This window comes from Mobilibacterium timonense (genome assembly GCF_900155555.1).
In the GTDB taxonomy this organism is placed as follows: Bacteria; Bacillota; Clostridia; order Peptostreptococcales; family Anaerovoracaceae; genus Allobaileyella; species Allobaileyella timonense.
Window position 1 is genome coordinate 179,296 of sequence record NZ_FUHN01000006.1, and the last position, 19,581, is coordinate 198,876.

Here is a 19,581-nt window from a genome sequence, read left to right on the forward strand (position 1 = left end):
CCATGAACGAAAAGAAAAATTACATCCTCAGGGCCATGTTGGATACAGGGCTGATACGAGAGGGACAGGCGATCGTGGTGGGGTTTTCCGGCGGGCCGGATTCTCTCACGCTCCTCACCGGGCTCCATCTGCTCTCGGAGGAGCGCGGCCTTGGCCTGAGACTGGTGGCGGTCCACGTGAACCACATGATCAGGGGCGCCGCAGCGGATGAGGACCAGCGCCGTGCGGAGGAGATGTGCAGGGAAATGGGGATCCGGTGCAGATCATATGTGCGGGATTGCCCGGGATACGCCGCGGAGCACGGAATGACCGAAGAGGAAGCCGGGCGGCAGATACGATATGGCCTTTTTCTGGAGACCGCCAGGGAGCTGGAGAAGGAGACCGGCCGCCGTCCCTCCATCGCCGTGGCTCACAACGCCGACGACCAGAGCGAGACCGTGCTATTCCGCATAATACGGGGCACCGGCGTCCGTGGACTGTCCGCCATGGCACCGTCCAGGGACATTGAAGGGTACGATCTAATCAGGCCGCTCCTGGCCGTGAGTCGCAAGGATATCGAGTCTTACATCGGGGAGCAGGGGCTGGAGCCCTGCGTGGACAAGACGAATTTCCAGGATGAGTATTCAAGGAACCATCTGAGGCTGATGGTGATCCCAGACATCGAAAAGAACATGAATCCCGGTTTCCGTGAGAACCTCCGGAGACTGGCCGACAACGCCAGGGACGACGAGGATCTGCTCGCTGCGATGGCAATGGAGGCCTTTGAAAAGATGAGGCTCGCCGATCGTGAGACGGCGGATCTCGAGGAGACGTGCGAGGGGGCGGAATCTCGCGAAATTCAGATCGACGCCAGGCAGTTCGCGGACTGCCACAGGGCGCTCCAGAGCCGTATATGTCGCGGGATATTCCAGTTGCTGGCCATCGAAGAGGGCTTTTCCAGGAACATCATGGGGGAGATCGCTTCCGTGGCTGCATCGCCGAACCCTTCGGCGGAGCTCGACCTGCCGGGCGGCTGCACGGTAAGAAGGAGATACGACCGCCTGATCTTTTCCGGTGCCTCCGAAAGGAACGGGATTGGGGCGCGGGGCGAAGTTTCTGTTTCTGTTGTCGCTTCGCCCGACGATGTTCCGTCGCCTGAAAAAGGACAGATAATCGCGGCCTTCGACCTCGAGGCACTTAAGAAAAAATACCCGGATCCCCTTTCGGCATTGGAGATCCGGAACCGCAGGCCTGGCGACTTCATTGACATCGGCACTGGGCGCAAGAAGATCCAGGACATGCTCGTGGACATGAAGGTGCCGCGGGAGTATCGCGATCAGGTCAGGATGGCGGCCATAGGCAGCGAGGTGTTGTGGATCCTGCCGGACGAGAGGATGACATCCGGACCACTGAGCAGAAAAGGGAGGTTTTCAGGTGCTTATAAGGCCGAACCTGGGCAGGCAAGCGTAGTGCTGGCGCTGGTACTTATGCGTGTCATGTGTTTCACGGAGGATGTTTCAAATTGATGTGAGATGCGTTATAACGCACCTATTGATGTTACGATCGGCGACATGAAAAAACAGGCTCCCCCTTCAAAAAGAAGGGGAAGCCTGTGAACCAGAATATTGACCCAAACCTAACCTTTAACCACAAAACCTACCTTGTGATGGACTTGAAATCAGCAGTCTGCTGCTTGATCGACCTTTCGGCAGCAAGTCTCTCGATGGAGGAGGCTCCGAAGAATCCGTTGATTTCAGGGATCTTCTCAATAATATAAGCAGCATCAGCAGGCTCTGCAATAGGACCACCGTGGCAGATGACCAGAACATCCGGGTTTACCTTCCTCGCTGCTGCAATGATGTCCTTGATGATCGGAACACAGTCATCCAGAGTCTTAGTTGTCTTTGCACCAATGGTTCCCTTTGCTGTCAGACCCATGTGAGCAACGATAATGTCTGCGCCAGCCTCAGCCATGGCAGCAGCCTGATCAGGATCGAAAACATAAGGGCATGTGAGCATATCCAGCTCATGAGCCTTTCTGATCATTTCTACCTCAAGACCATATCCCATGCCCGTCTCCTCCAGGTTCTGACGGAATGTTCCGTCGATCAGACCAACGGTAGGGAAGTTCTGAACACCGCTGAATCCCTGGTCTTTCAGCTGCTTCAGGTAAATATCCATGACCCTGAACGGATCTGTCCCGCAAACGCCGGCCAGAACAGGAGTGTCCTTAACTACAGGAAGGACCTCAGCACCCATTTCAACAACGATCTGGTTAGCGTCACCGTAAGAAAGCAGTCCGGCCAGAGAACCACGTCCGGCCATTCTGTAACGGCCGGAGTTGTAGATGATCAGAATGTCAGCACCCCCTGCCTCTGAGCTTTTTGCGGTAATTCCTGTGCCTGCGCCTACGCCGACCAGAATGTGGCCCTTTGCCAGCTGCTCTTTGAATCTTGCGATGTTTTCAGCTCTTGTTAAAGTGTTCATACTTTGCCTCCGTTTAAATATCAATAGTTATTGGTTACTGAAAAAAACGTTTCATTGTTCGAACTGCCCGGGACTGCCCGCTATAGAGCTTGTCCGGTCAGTGTTCCGTTTGCCCTGCTCCCAGAAGACTACAGCATGGAGATCAGCTTCTTTGCTGCAGCAACAGCAAACTCCGGATCGTTGATATCTGTATCCATCTCAATTACTTCCACATTATCTCCGACTTCGGATCTCAGTGTGTTGAAGAGTGCCTGATCTGCTTCAGGATCATAGAATGGTCCGCCTTCAACATCGATGGCAGAAACCCCTTTAAGAGGAAGCATGAGAGCAGTTTTTCCCTTTGCCTGGTTCATGCGGACTGCCAGTTCGTGACCGATCTGATGAAGCTCTTCAGAGGTGGTCCTCATGAGAGTGACCGTAGGATTGTGTTTATAGAGGTTCCTGTCCTTGAATTTTGAAGGAACTGTGTCCATTGGACCGAAGTTGACCATGTCCAGCGCACCTGCAGATACCACCTGAGGAATGCCCTTTCTTCCAGCGGCAGTGAGCCTGTCAGGTCCTGCGTTCAGGACGCCTCCAACCACCTGGTCGCACCATTCTGTGGTGGTCAGATCCAGGACACCTTTTATAAAGCCCTGATCGATAAGGGATTCCATGCATCTTCCGCCCGTTCCTGTGGCGTGGAACACAAGTACTTCATAGCCTTGTTCTTCGAGGTAAGCCTTCGCGGCCTTTATGCATGGTGTGGTCACACCGAACATGGTTGCGGCCAGAAGAGGCTTGCCGTCATTTTCAATTTCTTTGCGGTTTTCCACCATTCCGGCTATGGCATTTGCAGCATTGCTGAAAATAACCTTGGAAACATCGTTCAGTCCTTCCACATCTACGACGGAAGGCATCATGACGATATCGCTGGTCCCCACGTATGGGGAAGTGTCTCCGGAAGCCATGGTGGAGACCATTACTTTTGGCACTCCCAGAGGCAGGGCCTGCATAGCTGGTGTAGCAAGAGAAGTGCCTCCTGAACCGCCAATGGAAATGATCCCGTCAAATTTTCCCTGGGCATAAAGCTGGGGAATAAGAACCTTCGCACCTCTGGAGAGGACGTCAGTTGCAGTTGCCCGGTCCTTTCTGGCAACTATGGCCTTCATATTTTCCCCAACGGCAGATGCAATCTGATCGCTGCCGATATCAGGCTTAACTACAGGATCGAAAACGCCTGTGTTAATGCAAAGGGTGGCCAGCCCCCGTTCCTCAATGCACTCTCTGATAAATTGCAGCTCACGGCCTTTTGTATCAAAGGTGCCCACAATAGCAACAGTTTTCAAAGAATACCACCTCCTTGAATCGATATAGGTAATCATCAGCATATCTGCTCAAAGTTCCGGGACGGAACATAATGAGCAGAAATAATAATCTCCAGTCCCACTGCTCTTTGCGGAACGTTTCACAACTGCATTGTATCCCGTAAAGTACATAATAAAAATGTAATTTGAATATTGAAACTTGTGCTTATGCAATATTTTTGCTTTAAAATTGCATATAGAAATAAAAGGGGAAGGCAGGTGCTGATCAATGAGTAGATCAAATACTACAAATACAAGAGCGGATATTGTTCACAGGCTTCAGATGGAAATTAAGATCAACGGCCACATTATAGGGGTGGCTGCGGGAAGCGGGATGACGACACGCTACAGCGTAAAAGGCGGGGCGGACTTTATTCTTGCTCTCAGCGCCGGCAGGTTCAGACAGGCAGGAAGGCCGTCAATGGCAAGCTATCTGGCATACACCAACAGCAACGATACGGTTATGGATTTTGCTACAAGAGAGCTGCTGACCCTTATGGAATCAACTCCCATACTTTTTGGGATAAACGCTACAGATCCCATGATAGAACTTCCTGAATACATAGAAGAGATTAGGGGGGCAGGATTGTCAGGCCTTGTGAACTTTCCAACTGTAGGTCTGATAGACGGCAGATTCAGACAGGCTCTGGAGGGAGAGGGGATCAGCTACGACACGGAGGTGGAGGCCATAAGGATCGCCAGTGAAAAGGGAATGTTCACTCTTGCCTTCGTTTTCGACGAGAAGCAGGCAGAGAAAATGATAAATGCAGGCGCTGATATTATCTGTGCCTATCTGGGCTGGACGACGGGAGGAACGCTGGGAGCAAAAAAAGCCAGCTCTATTAAGGCCGCCTGCAGATCGGCAGACAGGATCTTCCGCATTTGCCTTGAGAAAGCCCCTGAGAAGATACGCATGATCTACGGAGGCCCCGTAAAAACCCCGGCGGACGCAGAATATTTTTACGAGAACACATCTTGCCAGGGCTTCATCGGCGGATCCTCCTTCGAAAGGATCCCCTCCGAAAAAGCTATTCTTCAGACTACCAGGTCCTTCAAGCATCCTGATGACGTGGAAAACACCAGCTCACTTAAGAGCGTACTCGATGGTAAACCGGCAGAAAGCGATTACGCAGAATACGTTCAGGAATATATCTCTCTTCATTACCACCAGACCATCACACTTAACGGTATGGCCGGAATACTTCACGTTTCTCCACCATATCTGGGAAGCGTGTTCAAGAAAAAGACGGGATGTAATTTCACAGAGTATCTGATCACATTTCGAATGAACAAAGCCTGCTCGATGCTGGCGAATGAGAGACTGTCCATCAGCGAGATCGCCAGGGATATCGGATATGGCGATCCTGCTCAGTTCAGCAGGATCTTCAAAAAATACAAGGGCATGTCTCCCAGGGTTTACCGTTCGGCAATGGCAGCAAAAAAAGTGTGAAAACCAATGGAGGGTATTTCACAGAAACATCATGAGACATGGAGCCGTGGATTCCTTGAAAGAAATTTTACGCTATGCTAAAATCATGCGAGAGTTTGTGTAAAAAGACAAATTTTTCAAAATTTAGGAAAGGTACAGAGCGACTTGAAGAAATTTGGCAAAAACTTTGGAATATATGTGATAATCTTCGCCCTCGTCCTGGGCACGGCGTATTTCTACAGAGGGCTGGACAACTCCAGCAAGACGAAAGAAATAAAGTTTTCCACCTTTTCCCAGCACCTTTCTGACGGCGATTACGAGAAACTTAACATCACCGACAGAAAGCTCACGGGTACAAAGGACAACGGCGACCAGGAAGTGGCCTACGCCCCTTCCGTAGTCGAGATCAGCTGGCTGGAGGACACCTACGTCTACCCGATGCTGAAGGATGGCAAGATCAAGATGGAGAGTGATCCGCCCGAGAGCGATTTCAACCTCCTGTCCATGCTGCCGACCATCATCATGATCGTGGCGCTGATTTTCCTGTTCTACTTCATGATGAGCCAGGGAGGGAACAACAAGGCCTTCCAGTTCGGGAAAAACCGGGCACGGCTCTACAAGGATAACGGCAGGAGCATAACGTTCAAGGACGTTGCGGGCCTTGACGAGGAAAAGGAAGAGCTCCAGGAGATCGTTGACTTCCTTAAGAACCCGGCGAAGTACACCAAGCTGGGCGCCAGGATCCCTAAGGGCGTGCTGCTCGTGGGAAATCCGGGAACAGGTAAGACCTATATCTCGAAGGCCACCGCCGGTGAGGCAGGTGTTCCGTTCTTCACCATATCCGGATCCGACTTCGTCGAGATGTTCGTCGGTGTCGGTGCATCCAGAGTGAGAGACCTGTTCGAGCAGGCCAAGAAGAATGCTCCTTGCATCATCTTCATCGACGAGATCGACGCCGTTGGACGAAAGAGAGGCGCGGGCCTCGGAGGCGGCAACGACGAGAGAGAGCAGACGCTGAACCAGCTGCTGGTGGAGATGGACGGATTCGACGGCAACACGGGAATAATCATCCTTGCCGCCACCAACAGACCGGACGTTCTGGACCCTGCCCTGCTCAGACCGGGCAGGTTCGACAGGCAGATCGTCATCGGCATGCCTGACGTCAAAGCAAGAGAAGAGATCTTCAAGATCCACACCAAGAACAAGCCTCTGGCCGACGACGTATCCCCTGAGATACTGGCCAAGAGGACTCCGGGATTCTCCCCTGCCGACATCGAGAACCTCGTAAACGAGGCCGCTCTCCTCACGGCGAGAAGAAACGGAACGAAGATAAGGATGGACGAGATAGAGGAGGCCACCACCAAGGTCATGGCCGGGCCTCAGAAGAAGTCCAGAGTCATATCCGAAAAGGAGAAGCGCCTGACCGCATATCACGAAGCGGGCCACGCCATCGTTATGAGATCCATTCCGGGATCCGATCCGGTACACCAGATCACCATCATCCCGAGAGGAATGGCCGGCGGCTTCACCATGTCCCTGCCTGAAGAGGACAAGTTCTTCGAGACCAGGGGCAACATGCTGAACAACATCAGGCATCTGCTGGGAGGACGTGTGGCAGAAGAACTCAAGCTGGACGACATAAGCACCGGTGCAAGCAACGACCTGGAGAGAGCTACGGCGATCGCCAGAGCCATGATCACCAAGTATGGATTCAGCACGAAGCTGGGCCCTGTAAGTTTCAGCTCCAATGACGAGGTGTTCCTCGGCAAGGACTTCTCCACGAGGCAGAACTATTCTGAGGAGATCGCCTCCGAGATCGACACAGAGATCAGGCACATCCTGGAGGAGTGCTACGCAGACACGAAAAAGATCCTCACAGAGCACGACGACAGCTTCGAAAGAGTCGCACAGGCCCTTCTCCTCGTTGAGACCCTCGACGGAGAGCAGTTCGAGGCCCTTTACAACGGTGACATCACTCCTGAAGAACTCCAGGATAAGGTCAGCAGAGAGCAGAAGGAGATCCAGGAGCGCAACGCAAAAGAGGCTGCTGAGAGCAAGCGCTTAGAGGAAGAGGAGAGAGCAAAGGCCGAGGCCAGGATGAGAGAGCTGGAGCAGGCCATGCTTGGAGAAGACGCCAATGATCAGCAAGAGCCCCCTGTTTATAAGGAGTTCCACCGGTACGGTAAGGGTGGCGAAGGCGATCAGGATAAAAAGAACGATGATAACAACACCGATCAACAGTAAGGGAGCAGTGATAGAAAATGAGAATTACCGTAGATGATTGCCTTAACCTGGACGCTTTTAACGGAGGCACAGTGGTTTCCTGCGGAAGAAAGAGCGACAGGAGAGTGCGGACCATTTCAGTCCTGGACGAAGACAATCTGGACATGGGTATCGAGAGGAACGGCCTGAAGGAGCAGATGGTGCTCACCCACTTCTGGACGTGCAAGGACGATATAGATGCTCAGATCAAGGTAGTTACAGGGCTTGGAAAAAAGTCCGTAGCGGCTCTTGTGGTGTTTCTGAACGAGGCGGGAGTGAGAAGCCTGGACGAGAGGGTGATCAGGGCCGCGGAGACGGCCGGACTTCTGGTCATCGTCATCCCGGACAACAACACCAACACATATGCCGTCACGATGGAGCAGGTGCTGGACAAGATCCTTTACGGACACAACTACAGCGACAACATCCTGAACAACACGATCTATCACCTGCTGAACTTCGAGAAGCACAGCAATTTCCAGAGTGCTCTCAAGGAAGCGGCTCTGAACAACGATTATCAGATAGTCCTCATGACCACTGAGTTCAACCCTATCCTGACTATCGAGACAAGGCACAAGCAGACCATAGACGATGCCATCAAGATCGCCAGGAAGCAGGACGTGGCTCACTCCACCATGTTCACCAGAGTGAACATACAGGACGTGATCACTTACTGGGGCACTATCGAGATAAAGGGCGAGAAGCACCTCCTCATGATCGTGGACAACGAGGACAACTACACCGCCATGGAGATGAAGAAGCTCGCCGAGATCATCGAGCTCGCCATGGGAATGTGGAAGTACACGCCTGAGAGGGATTCCAGGTCCGAGTTCATCAAATCCGCCATCAGGGGCGATCTTGCCTTCTGCCACACCCTGGCAGACGAGGCCGGCCTCAAGAACAAGCAGTTCATCAGCGTGTTCTACGCTTCCGGCATCAGCAATCCTGAGTCCCAGGACATCATCGAGAACTTCAAGGAGGAGTACAACTTCGGTCTCCTTCCGTTCATAGAGGACAACGAGTATTACGGGATGATCTACACGGATAATTCCGTGGAAAAGGGAGTGACCCTCAAGAACGCCGCTCTGAAGATGTATGAGAAGCTGAAGGACGGCCGCAAGGACGTGAGGATCTTCCACTCAACAGGCCTCGAGGATCTGGACAACGCCATCGAGGGCTTCAGGATCATCAGCGAGACTTACGAGGACGTCGAGATCGTGTTCCCTTACAAGAGGGTGTTCACCAAGTACGAGATGTCCATGGTGAGCAATTGCATCAACCTTCAGGTCCAGAATTCCAGCCTCAAGAAGGTTTATCTGGATCTGCTCGAGCCATTTGAGAAAGAGGTGTCGGTGAACAAGGGCAGGCTCCTCCTGGATACCCTGGAGACCTTCGTGCTGGATGCCAGCATGAACAGCAACAAGACCTCAGAGTTCATGAACATCCACAACAACACCGTTCAGTACAGGCTCAAGAGGATCAACGAGCTTCTGGGAGCCGAGATCACAGGAAACAGGATAATACCGGGCCTGACCATCGCGCTGGCCCTGAGGCGTCTGGAGGACAAGTAATGCTGCTGGCCATAGATATAGGCAACACCAATGTCGTGCTGGGAGTATTCAACGGAGACCGGATGATAACCAGCCTGAGACTTGCCACGGATCTTGGCCGCAGTGCAGACGAGTACGGTATTACAATAGATCAGATGTTCAGGCACGAAGGGATAGACCCGGGTGATATCGACGACGTGATCATCTCGACCGTAGTGCCATCCCTGCTATTCACCATGCAGCACATGTGCCTGAAGTATTTCGACTGCACACCCCTTGTGGTGGAGACCGGCATCAAGACCGGCCTCAGGATAAAGACCGACGACCCGAGACAGATAGGATCCGACAGGATCGTAAACGCTGTTGCCGCACACAGTAAATACAAATGCCCCCTTGTGGTAATCGATTTCGGAACGGCCACGACCTTCTGCGCAATAACCGAAGACGGGGACTACCTGGGAGGCACAATCGCTCCCGGGATAAAGATATCGGCTTCCGCTCTTTTCGAGAAGACGGCGAAGCTGCCGAACGTGGATCTGGAACGCCCTGGAAAGACCATATGCAAGAACACGATCCAGAGCATCCAGTCCGGCCTCATCTACGGACACATGGGACTCACCAACTACGTGGTGGAAAACATGAAGAAGGAGATGGCGGAGGACTACGGAGTGGATCCGGAGAAGATAAAAGTCGTTGCCACGGGAGGACTTGCCACCATGGTGAAGAGCGATATCGACTGCATAGACTTCATCGAGAAACGCCTCACACTGGACGGCCTGGTGATCCTGTACAACAAGAACAGAAAAAACAGAAAGAAAAAAATATGACAGAGCTCAACCTTTACGGTAACCGGCTCTCCGGCCCTTTTTTGCTGGCCCCCCTGGCAGGGGTAACAGACGCAGTGATGCGCAGGCTCTGCTTCCGCCAGGGCGCATCTCTCGCCTATACAGAGATGGTCAGTGGAAAGGGCCTGTATTATGGTGACAGAAAGACGGAGTCCCTATTGTATATCCCTGAGGATTCCGGGCCGGTATCCATACAGATATTCGGCAGCGATCCCGGGATAATGGGATGCGCCGCGGAGATGCTGGCCGGGAGGCCGAACATCTCACTTAACATAAACATGGGCTGTCCCGTACCCAAGGTGGTAAAAAACGGTGACGGTTCAGCACTCATGAAGGATCCAGACAGGGTGTATGACGTCGTGAGGGCCGTGGTGGAAAAAGCCGGAAAACCTGTTTCGGTGAAGTTCCGCAAGGGCTTCGATGATCAGCACGTAAACGCCGTCGAGGTGGCAAAGGCCTGCCAGGCGGCAGGAGCCTCTGCCGTGATCGTTCACGGGAGAACCAGAGAACAGTACTACAGTGGAAAGGCGGACTGGGGTATAATAAAGGCCGTGAAGGAAGCCGTGTCCATCCCGGTGGTGGGCAATGGGGATGTATTTACCGCCGGAGACGGGATCCGGATGATGGAGGAGACGGGCTGCGACCTGGTAATGGTGGCCCGCGGAGCACAGGGAAACCCCTGGATCTTCAGAGAGCTGATGGCTGCCTGGAGAGGGGATCCGGTGCCTCCGAGACCTGACCAGAAAGAGATCTCCGCCATGATGACAGAACATCTGGATCAGCTCATCCAGCTGAAGGGCGAGTACTCGGCAGTGCGGGAGATGAGAAAACACATCGCCTGGTACACGAAAGGCCAGAGAAACGGCTCGGCAATGAGGAGGGCTGTGAATCAGATCGAGAGCGCCGCCCAGATGAGAGAGGCCATAAAGTTTGAAGAATAGATACAGAAACAGAAAATTCAAAATACTTTTCCTGGGAGTAATGCTGGTGACCGTCGCCGTTTTCATGTCCGGCTGCACCACCTTCGACAATTTCAGGAGGACCTTCATTTCAAAGGATGTGGAGAAGGACGCAGAGACCATCTACATCGGCGTCTACGAGCCGCAGACCGGAGACCAGAGCGAGGTCGGCAAGAACGAGATCAAGGGCATAGAGCTGGCGCACAGCATGTACGACAACGTGGCCGGCGCCAACGTCGAGCTGGTCTACGCGGACACGCAGTCCAACACCAACACGGCGAAGACAGCGATACAGACCCTCATCAAGATGAAGCCGGTGGTCATAATCGGCGGGGCAGGAGAGGCTTCGTCCATGATCGCCGGGCCGTACATCCAGAAGGCCCAGATCCCTACCATCACGCCTTCCGCAAGCAACCCTCTGATCACAGAGGGGAACCCTTATTATTTCAGGGTGTGCATGACCAGCTACCAGACCGGTGCGGGCATGGCGGAGTACGCCGTCAGCGCGGACGGCCTCGGTTCACAGCACGTGGGCATCGTGAGCATACAGAACGACAGCTCCGTTGCAGCTGCAGTAAAAGGCTTCAGAGAAAAGACTGACGAGCTTGACGGGGACGATAACTATGTCGTGATGAACACCACTGTCTCCGCCGAAAAGCCACAGATAAGCAAGCTGATCAAGAAGATAAAAAAGTCCAAGGTGGACGTGGTATATCTGCCGGTTGGAGCTGCGGCCGCAGACCGTCTGTTCACGCAGATCGAGAAGGAGGGGATGACGAACATCACGTTCCTGGGGAACAGGGACTGGTCATCCCAGGATTTCATCGCCATGATGAAAAAGCATCCCGACATCAGGATCGCCTTCCCTTCAGATACTGTGGTGCAGGCCAACAACTCCACCACGGGTACTGTAACTGCCGAGACGCAGAAGTTCCTCATCGAGTACGCCAGCAAATACGGCGACGACGATATCCCGACAGATGAGGCGGCCGAGGGTTACGATGCCTACCTGCTGGCGATGAACGCTATCAATGCTTCCAGGAGCATGAAGGGCAAGGACGTAAGAGATGCCCTGGCATCCCTGGACAACGTGCGCTGTGCCACCGGAGTATTCACATTTGACGAGAACGGCAACCCTGTGAGGAGGGTGAACGTCTGCACAATAAAGAACGGGCAGATAGTATCCGCCTACGTTACGGACACCACCACACAGGCTCAGAACATTCAGAAGATAGGCTGATCTTTTCAGGAAAAACATATTCATATTAATTCATCGTTCCGATTGAAACGCCGGTAAGGGTTATGCCGACGGGTCAATATAAAGGTTATTGCTGGTTGGGAAGGCTGTATACGCCTTCGGTGTGCATTGCACGCATTTCTATTAGGAGGATGTATGGATTATTTAGAAGTGCTTGACGGTATGAAAGGAGAAATGCTTGAGACCCTTCAGGATCTCATCCGCATCGACAGCGTCCAGACCCCGGAAGTCAAGGGCGAGGACGGGGCTGTCTACCCTTTCGGAAAAGGTATTCAGAACGCTTACGAGTATACTTTGAAGGCCGGCAGGGACATGGGCTTTGAGACCGTGAACTACGACAACTATGGCGGTCACATCGAATTGAAGGGCGAGGATCCTGAACACTCGGAGACTTTCGGCATAACCGTCCACCTGGACGAAGTGCCTGTAGGAGAAGGCTGGGAGACAGATCCTTTTGATCCTATCGTCAAGGACGGATGGATCTACGGCAGAGGTACCTCGGACGACAAGGGCCCAACAGTTGCTGCTCTCTACGCCATGAAGGCTATCAAGGAGTCCGGACTGCCTCTTAAGAAAAACGTGAGGATGATCGTCGGCCTTGACGAGGAGACCGAGAAGAACGGAATGATATATTACAAGGAGCACGCAGACAAGCTCCCTGAGCTGGGCATCACCCCGGACGGAGATTTCCCGGTAGTACAGGGAGAGATGGGCATCCTTGTATTCGATATAGTGAGAAAGCTCTCCGGCGGCAGGAAGTATGATGGCCTGGCTCTCAAGAGCCTCAAGTCCGGAGTTGCGTACAACCTGGTATCCCCTGAGGCAAAGGCCGTGCTCCACAGCGACAGCGCCGCAGAGTACGACGCCATCATCAAGAAGGCCGAGGAGTTCTCCGAAAAGACTGGATATAAGGTAGAGGCGAAGAAGTCCGGGAAGAACCTAAATGTTGTCAGCAGAGGAGTTCAGGCTCACGGAGCAAGGCCTCACGAAGGACTGAACGCCATCAGCATCATCATGGAGTTCTTCGGAGGACTGGAATTCGCAGATCCTGGAGTAAACGAGTTCGTAGAGTACTACAACAAGTACATCGGATTCGACCTGAAGGGCGGAAAGATGGGGCCTGTCCTAACCGACGAGCCGTCCGGTGACCTGATCTTCAACGTGGGACTGGCGAGTGCTGACGAGGAGGTGATCTCCGTCACCGTGAACGTGCGTTACCCTGTTACCCGCAAGGGCGAAGATTTCTACGACGTGGTGGAGAAGACCATGGATGGCACCGAGCTCGGCATAGTAAAGGTAATGGAGGAGAACCCTGTATATCTGCCGGATGATTCTCCGCTGGTGATCAACCTGATGGAGTCATACGTTGAGGAGACCGGAGACGACAAGACGAAGCCTCTGGTACTGGGAGGCGGCACGTACGCCAAGCTGATCCCAGGCACTCTGGCATTTGGAGCGATGTTCCCGGGCAGAGAGGACAGGATGCACCAGGCCAACGAGAGGATGCTCCTCGAGGACTTCTACAAGGCAGCCAGGATCTACGCAAGAGCCATTTACAAGATCTGCTGTCAGTAGTCTTGACGTGGTACAGGTGAAGTAGTATCATCTTTCCGACAAGTAAATCTGTTTCAGGGCGTGGTGCAAGTCCACACCGGCGGTGATAGGTGAGAAGCCTTAAGTCCGCGAGCATTTGCAGAACCAGTGAGAATCTGGTACCGACGGTAACAGTCCGGATGAAAGAAACATTTACAAATTATGTATTTTGATTTGTAGAGACGGCCTTGTATTTTATGCGAGGCCGTTTGTTAATGCCTGACAGATTCCAACTGCGATGAGCTGTGGCCGGGTCGCCGGTTGCGCAGCGAGAAAAACTTTTTTCCAGGAGGAATATGTTATGAGAAGAAGTAATTTCAACACGAGCACATTGGTCAAGATGGCACTGATGACAGCCCTTTCGCTGGTGATGCTGCTAATCAGGATCCCGTTCCCGCCGGCACCTTTCCTGGTGTACGATCCGGCGGACATCCCGATCTACATCACGGCCTTCGCCTTCGGCCCTGTGGCCGGCCTGGCTGTGACCTTCGTGGTCAGCTTCATCCAGGCCTTCCTGATGGGAGGAGACGGGATCTACGGGTTCCTGATGCACTTCATTGCGACGGGAGCCTTTGCGGTGATAGCCGGAGCTATCTACAAGAGGAACAAGACCAGGAAGACCGCCATCGTTTCCATCATAGTGGGCATCCTGGTGATGACGGCCATCATGTGCGCCATGAACCTGGTGATCACGCCGATATATATGGGGGCTCCGAGATCAGCCGTGGCGGCAATGATCGTTCCGATCGTGCTTCCGTTCAACCTGCTCAAGGGTGGCCTGAACGGTGCGGTGACCTTCGTGCTGTACAAGAGAATTTCGGGAATTTTACACAGTGAGGGAAGAGGACGCAAAGCAGAGAGTTCTGAGAGCTCAAAATGAAGAAGACACTAAGCGCATTGCAATGGACATCGCCGGCAGACTTCATGCCGGCGATGTTGTTGCGCTTATAGGAGACCTGGGAACAGGGAAGACCACATTTACGAAGTATCTCGCGCAGGGCCTTGGTATCACGGAAAATATCAGCAGCCCTACTTTTAATATAGTGAAAGAGCACTACGGGGGACGCCTTCCTCTGTACCATTTTGATGTGTATCGCCTGGGCAGCGGCCAGGAGCTCATCGACATCGGTGCAGAGGATTATTTTTACGGCGACGGCGTGTCCGTGGTGGAGTGGGCAGACCTGGTGATGGACTGCCTGCCGGAGGACGCCATCATCATCGAGATATCCTATGGTGAGCGGGAAGGAGAGAGGATCTACAGATGCGCATTCTGACCTACGAGACGACAGGGAAAAAAGGCTCAGCTGCGGTGGCGGCAGATGACGGCAGGATATGCTGGAGCGCTTCCCATGAGGAAATGGATCACCTTAAGGACATAACCGTCCTGGCCCGCCAGTCGCTGGGGGAGATGGACGTTGATGTGTCTCAGGTCACCTGCGTGGCGGCTTCCATCGGCCCGGGATCTTTTACCGGGATCCGCATCGGTGTGACAACGGCGAGGACAGTCAGTCAGATGCTGGGAGTGCCATGCATAGCGGTGCCGACGCTGGAGGGCATGGCCAGGCTCGGGCAGATGTACCTTGATACGCTCCCGGACGACGGGAAAAAGCCTGAATACATCCTCACAGTAATAAACGCCAGGAGGCGTCAGGCGTACGGTGCGCTGTGGAAAGACTGCAGCGGACTCCCGGAAGAGGTGATGGAGCAGAAGCAGTACATCATCGACGACATGGTTCCGGAGATAGACAGTTCAATATCTGAGGACAGCAGGATACTGGTGGTGGGAGATGGCTTCGATGCGTATGATGAGGCCATATACGGTCTGACCAACGGGGATAACAGGATCGTGCCAGCACCGGAGAATTTCAGATATCAGAGGGCGGATGCGGTGGCATCTGTTGCCCTTGAAAAAGCAAAAAAAGGCGAATTTACTGATTACAGTCACCTTCTCCCGGACTACATGAGGAAGAGCGAGGCGGAGATGCGCCTGGAGAACGGGACACTCAGCAAGAGGATCAAATCTCCGGATACCATCACCATAAGGCGCGCTCTCCCGGGAGACCTGGACAGGATCGCCGAGCTGGAAAAGAAAACTTTTCCGGATCCCTGGACGAAGGACGACCTGGCGAAGGACATAAACTCCCCTGATGCCGTGGTGCTCACGGCTCAGTGGGGCACTGTTTTTGCAGGATACATCGACGTGTGGAGGGTCGCCGGCGAAGGGCAACTGAACCGGATCGCCGTAGACCGCAGCTACAGAGGAAGGAAGATAGGGCTCCGGCTCATGAAGGAGATGATCTCCATTTTGAAAAGCCAGGGAGACCAGGAGATGAACCTGGAGGTCAGGGCGGGGAACAGACCCGCAAGGAGCTTATACAGTAAGCTGGGGTTCCGGGAACTCGGAGTTCGCCCGGATTATTACCAGGACAACGGCGAGGATGCCGTGATCATGAAGAAGGAACTGAAGGACAATGATTAATGGAAGCCATATAACGCTGGGACTGGAGAGCAGCTGCGATGAGACCGCCGTTGGCATAGTGCAGGACGGAAGGAAGATCCTGAGCAATGTCATCTCCTCCCAGATAGACATACACACCAGATTCGGAGGTGTGGTGCCGGAGATCGCATCCCGGAAGCACCTGGAGTGCGTGAACAGTGTCATCGACCTTTCACTCAAGGAGGCGGGTGTCACCATGGATCAGGTGGATCTCATCGGCGTGACCTACGGGCCGGGCCTCGTGGGGTCGCTCCTGGTGGGAGTGGCCGCGGCGAAGGCCATGGCTTTTGCCTGCGGAAAGCCTCTCGTGGGCGTGAACCACATGCAGGGGCACATCGCTTCGAATTACCTCGAGTACCCGGAGCTGGAGCCGCCTTTCATGGCTCTGGTGGTGTCGGGTGGTCATACGAACATTGTGAACGTGGTCGACTACAACCGCTGCGAGACGTTGGGGAGCACCAGGGACGATGCCGCGGGAGAGGCCTTCGACAAGATAGCCAGAGTCATAGGACTGGGATATCCTGGTGGCCCGAAGGTGGACAAGGCCGCCAGGAATGGAGACCCTGAAGCGATCCACTTCAAGAGAGTGTATCTGGAGCCGGGGAGTTACGACTTCAGCTTCAGCGGCCTGAAGACACAGGCTCTCAACTACCTGAACTCGGAGAGACAGGCGGGGAGGGAGATATCTGTTCCCGACGTCGCCGCCAGCTTTCAGGAAGCGGTGGTGGACGTGATAGCCGACAAGGCTGTAGCCGCCGCCAGGGAGTACGGCAGGGACAGGATCGTCATGGCGGGGGGCGTAGCCTCCAACTCCAGGCTGAGAAAAGTCCTCGGAGAGAGGGCGGCCGAATACGGCATTGAGATACTCAAGCCCGCGCCCGTGCTGTGCACTGACAACGGCGTGATGATCGCCTGCAGCGCGTACTACGAAGGGAAAAAAGGAAATTTTGCCGGGCCGGAGCTCGACGCGGTTCCCGGCCTCGAATTCTGATCCGGGGATGTCAGTGCCACGGAGGATAGCTTTTTACAGGAGAACAGCATGCTGGTAATGTCAGCAAAAAACTTGAACAAATCATACGGGACCGATGTGATACTGGAGGACGTTAGTTTTTCGGTGAACAGAGGAGACAGGATCGGCATAGTCGGGCCTAACGGCGCCGGCAAGACCACGCTGCTCCGCATGATAACCGGAGACCTGGAACCCACGTCAGGAGACCTTTTCATAAAGAGCGGGTACACCATAGGGTACCTGAAGCAGAAGGATAACTTCGATTCTGAAGGGACTCTGATCCAGGAGGTAAAAAAGAGCTTTCAGCGCTTTTACAAGATGGAGGCGGAGCTGGAGAGGCTCCAGGAGCTCATCTCGGACCACAAGAGGAGCGGCTTCGAACAGGACCTGGCGGCGTACACGGACCTTCTGGAAAAGTACAAGGACGCAGGCGGATACACCTACGAGAGCGAGATGAAGTCCGTCCTGAGCAACATGGGCTTCCAGCCGGATTCCTACGACAAGGAGATCGGCGCTCTTTCCGGGGGAGAGAGGACGCGGCTCGCCCTGGCGGCACTGCTGCTCAAGGCTCCTGAGATACTTCTGCTGGACGAGCCTACGAACCACCTGGACCTCCACATGATGGAGTGGCTGGAGAAATACCTCGGCGGATACAACGGGACAGTGATAGTGGTGTCCCACGACAGGTTTTTCCTGGACCGCCTTGTAAACAGGGTCTTTGAGGTGAGGAACACCCATCTCTACGCCTATAAGGGGAACTACACGGAGTTCATCAGCAAGAGAGCGGAACGCCTGGAGGCCGAGGAAAAGGCCTGGGAGAACCAGCAGCGCGAGATCCGGCGCCAGGAGGAGATGATCCGCAAGATGAAGGAGCGCGGGACCGAACATCTGGTGAAGCGGGCCCAGTCCAGGGAGAAGCGTCTGGCGCAGGTGGATGTGCTGGACCGGCCAGAGACCCTGGAACAGCACATGAAGCTGGAGTTTCATGTCGAATACAAGAGCGGAAAGGAAGTCGTGAGCGCCGAGGGCCTGGAGAAGAGTTTCGGCCGGCAGCACCTGTTCAGCAACGTGACCTTCGACATACGAAAGGGCGAAAAGATCTGCATCATAGGTGACAACGGTACCGGCAAGACCACCCTCCTCAAGATCATACTGGGCCAGATAAAACAGGACTCCGGATATCTGAAGATCGGCCACAACGTGAACTTCGGATACTACGACCAGGGTCAGCTCCTGCTGGACGACCGGGAGACCGTAATAGGAGAGCTGAAGAACACCTACCACCTCTACACGGACACGGAGATGCGCTCACTGCTGGGACGCTTCCTTTTCCGTGGAGACGACGTGTTCCGCAGGATCGGCGACATCTCCGGCGGCGAAAAGGCCCGCATCGCACTTCTCAAGCTCATGCTATCCGGTGCAAACACACTTGTACTGGATGAGCCCACAAACCACCTGGACATCCAGTCCAAGGAGGTGGTGGAGGAGGCCATCATGGGCTTCGACGGCACGGTCATCATCGTGTCCCACGACAGGTATCTGTTGTCAAAGGTGCCGGACAGGATCCTGGAACTCACGCCTGACGGCATGATCGAATATAAGGGCAAATACGATTATTACCTGGAAAAGGCAGAGGAACGCCGGTCGCTCCTGTCCGGCGGGTCCGCTGAAAATGCGGCAGGTGCCGCAGAAAGTCCCGTATCCTCATCAGCGTCAGGAGAAAAAGAGGGCGCTGAGATATCCGCGGAGGATGCGCGGCGGCTCCGTAAGGAAAAGGAGGCCGAGGAGAGGCGACTTTCCAGGCAGGTCAAGGGCCTGGAGGAAGAGATCCACGATCTGGAGGAGAAGATATCCAACCTGGAGGAGGAACTCTGCAAGGAAGAGCACCTGTCTGACATACAATTCCTCAGCGAGCAGGGGCAGGTCCTGGAGAAGATGAAGAAGGAGCTGGACGAGAAATATGACAGCTGGCTCGCCCTTCAGGCTTGAAATGCGCACAAAAACGTGGTAAAGTATCTCAGATTTTTTCAGTCGAGAGAACAAAACAGGGCCGCGCAGATTGTTAAAAAACTTGCAAGGCTATAATCCGTATTTTATAACTGTTATTGGAGGATATTATGGTTTTTGATAAGGTAAAGGGTTTCGTAGTTGATCAGCTGGGTGTCGATCCAGATCAGGTAGAGATGGATACAAATCTGATGAAGGACCTGGAGGCAGACTCTCTGGATGCAGTGGAGATCATCCTGGCGGTAGAGGATGAGTACGGTCTGGATATTCCGGACGAGACTGCCGAGAAGTTCGAGACGGTCAGAGACCTGGTCGAGTATGTGGAGGCTCACAAGGAGTAGTCTACAGGGCACTGCGGGA

The 19,581-nt window shown here is 53.9% G+C and carries 16 protein-coding genes and 1 riboswitch; of the genes, 14 read left to right on the forward strand and 2 right to left on the reverse strand.

Features of this window, described 5'->3' with window-relative positions:
• Nucleotides 1-2: 2 nt before the first annotated feature.
• Nucleotides 3-1,505, forward strand: coding sequence for a tRNA lysidine(34) synthetase TilS (gene tilS / locus BQ7382_RS01780; RefSeq protein WP_077390431.1), 1,503 nt, complete (start codon nt 3-5; stop codon nt 1,503-1,505).
• 130 nt (nt 1,506-1,635) lie between these two features.
• Here the strand turns inward: tilS and BQ7382_RS01785 are convergent, their stop codons facing one another.
• A complete protein-coding gene (locus tag BQ7382_RS01785) occupies nt 1,636-2,466 on the reverse strand; it encodes a phosphoenolpyruvate hydrolase family protein (protein ID WP_077390432.1) in 831 nt (276 codons plus the stop codon).
• A gap of 128 nt (nt 2,467-2,594) precedes the next feature.
• Entirely contained in the window at nt 2,595-3,794 is a 1,200-nt protein-coding gene (locus BQ7382_RS01790) for a Tm-1-like ATP-binding domain-containing protein (RefSeq protein WP_077390433.1), read from the reverse strand.
• 247 nt (nt 3,795-4,041) lie between these two features.
• On the opposite strand from BQ7382_RS01790, the gene BQ7382_RS01795 reads away from it, so the two are divergent.
• The 13 genes from BQ7382_RS01795 to acpP all read left to right on the forward strand — a co-directional run bounded on the left by BQ7382_RS01795 (nt 4,042) and on the right by acpP (nt 19,562).
• A complete protein-coding gene (locus BQ7382_RS01795; protein ID WP_077390434.1) occupies nt 4,042-5,262 on the forward strand; it encodes a phosphoenolpyruvate hydrolase family protein in 1,221 nt (406 codons plus the stop codon).
• Between the two features lie 144 nt (nt 5,263-5,406).
• Entirely contained in the window at nt 5,407-7,485 is a 2,079-nt protein-coding gene (ftsH, locus tag BQ7382_RS01800) for an ATP-dependent zinc metalloprotease FtsH (RefSeq protein WP_077390435.1), read from the forward strand.
• A gap of 17 nt (nt 7,486-7,502) precedes the next feature.
• Nucleotides 7,503-9,074: a helix-turn-helix domain-containing protein gene (locus tag BQ7382_RS01805; protein WP_077390436.1), complete on the forward strand. Its 1,572-nt coding sequence runs from the start codon at nt 7,503-7,505 to the stop codon at nt 9,072-9,074.
• Nucleotides 9,074-9,880 carry a type III pantothenate kinase gene (locus BQ7382_RS01810; RefSeq protein ID WP_077390437.1) on the forward strand — a complete coding sequence of 269 codons (807 nt, stop codon included), beginning with the start codon at nt 9,074-9,076 and terminating at the stop codon, nt 9,878-9,880. The genes BQ7382_RS01805 and BQ7382_RS01810 overlap by 1 nt, the downstream gene beginning before the upstream one ends.
• Nucleotides 9,877-10,839: a tRNA dihydrouridine synthase DusB gene (gene dusB, locus BQ7382_RS01815; protein WP_077390438.1), complete on the forward strand. Its 963-nt coding sequence runs from the start codon at nt 9,877-9,879 to the stop codon at nt 10,837-10,839. Before BQ7382_RS01810 ends, dusB begins: the two co-directional genes overlap by 4 nt.
• The gene (locus tag BQ7382_RS01820) at nt 10,829-12,097 is read left to right on the forward strand and encodes an ABC transporter substrate-binding protein (RefSeq protein ID WP_077390439.1); all 1,269 of its coding nucleotides are present in this window, start codon (nt 10,829-10,831) and stop codon (nt 12,095-12,097) included. Before dusB ends, BQ7382_RS01820 begins: the two co-directional genes overlap by 11 nt.
• Nucleotides 12,098-12,250: 153 nt before the next feature.
• A complete protein-coding gene (gene pepV / locus BQ7382_RS01825) occupies nt 12,251-13,690 on the forward strand; it encodes a dipeptidase PepV (protein WP_077390440.1) in 1,440 nt (479 codons plus the stop codon).
• Nucleotides 13,691-13,735: 45 nt separating this feature from the next.
• A riboswitch (FMN riboswitch) is annotated at nt 13,736-13,864 on the forward strand.
• Between the two features lie 145 nt (nt 13,865-14,009).
• Complete coding sequence (locus BQ7382_RS01830) at nt 14,010-14,588, forward strand: ECF transporter S component (RefSeq protein ID WP_077390441.1); 579 nt, start codon at nt 14,010-14,012, stop codon at nt 14,586-14,588.
• On the forward strand, nt 14,542-14,982 hold the full coding sequence (gene tsaE, locus BQ7382_RS01835) for a tRNA (adenosine(37)-N6)-threonylcarbamoyltransferase complex ATPase subunit type 1 TsaE (RefSeq protein ID WP_328587308.1): 441 nt from the start codon (nt 14,542-14,544) through the stop codon (nt 14,980-14,982). Before BQ7382_RS01830 ends, tsaE begins: the two co-directional genes overlap by 47 nt.
• The gene (gene rimI / locus BQ7382_RS01840; protein ID WP_077390443.1) at nt 14,970-16,187 is read left to right on the forward strand and encodes a ribosomal protein S18-alanine N-acetyltransferase; all 1,218 of its coding nucleotides are present in this window, start codon (nt 14,970-14,972) and stop codon (nt 16,185-16,187) included. The genes tsaE and rimI overlap by 13 nt, the downstream gene beginning before the upstream one ends.
• A complete protein-coding gene (gene tsaD, locus BQ7382_RS01845) occupies nt 16,180-17,196 on the forward strand; it encodes a tRNA (adenosine(37)-N6)-threonylcarbamoyltransferase complex transferase subunit TsaD (RefSeq protein ID WP_077390444.1) in 1,017 nt (338 codons plus the stop codon). Before rimI ends, tsaD begins: the two co-directional genes overlap by 8 nt.
• Nucleotides 17,197-17,244: 48 nt before the next feature.
• Complete coding sequence (locus BQ7382_RS01850) at nt 17,245-19,203, forward strand: ABC-F family ATP-binding cassette domain-containing protein (protein ID WP_077390445.1); 1,959 nt, start codon at nt 17,245-17,247, stop codon at nt 19,201-19,203.
• 128 nt (nt 19,204-19,331) lie between these two features.
• Entirely contained in the window at nt 19,332-19,562 is a 231-nt protein-coding gene (gene acpP, locus BQ7382_RS01855) for an acyl carrier protein (protein ID WP_077390446.1), read from the forward strand.
• Nucleotides 19,563-19,581: the final 19 nt, after the last annotated feature.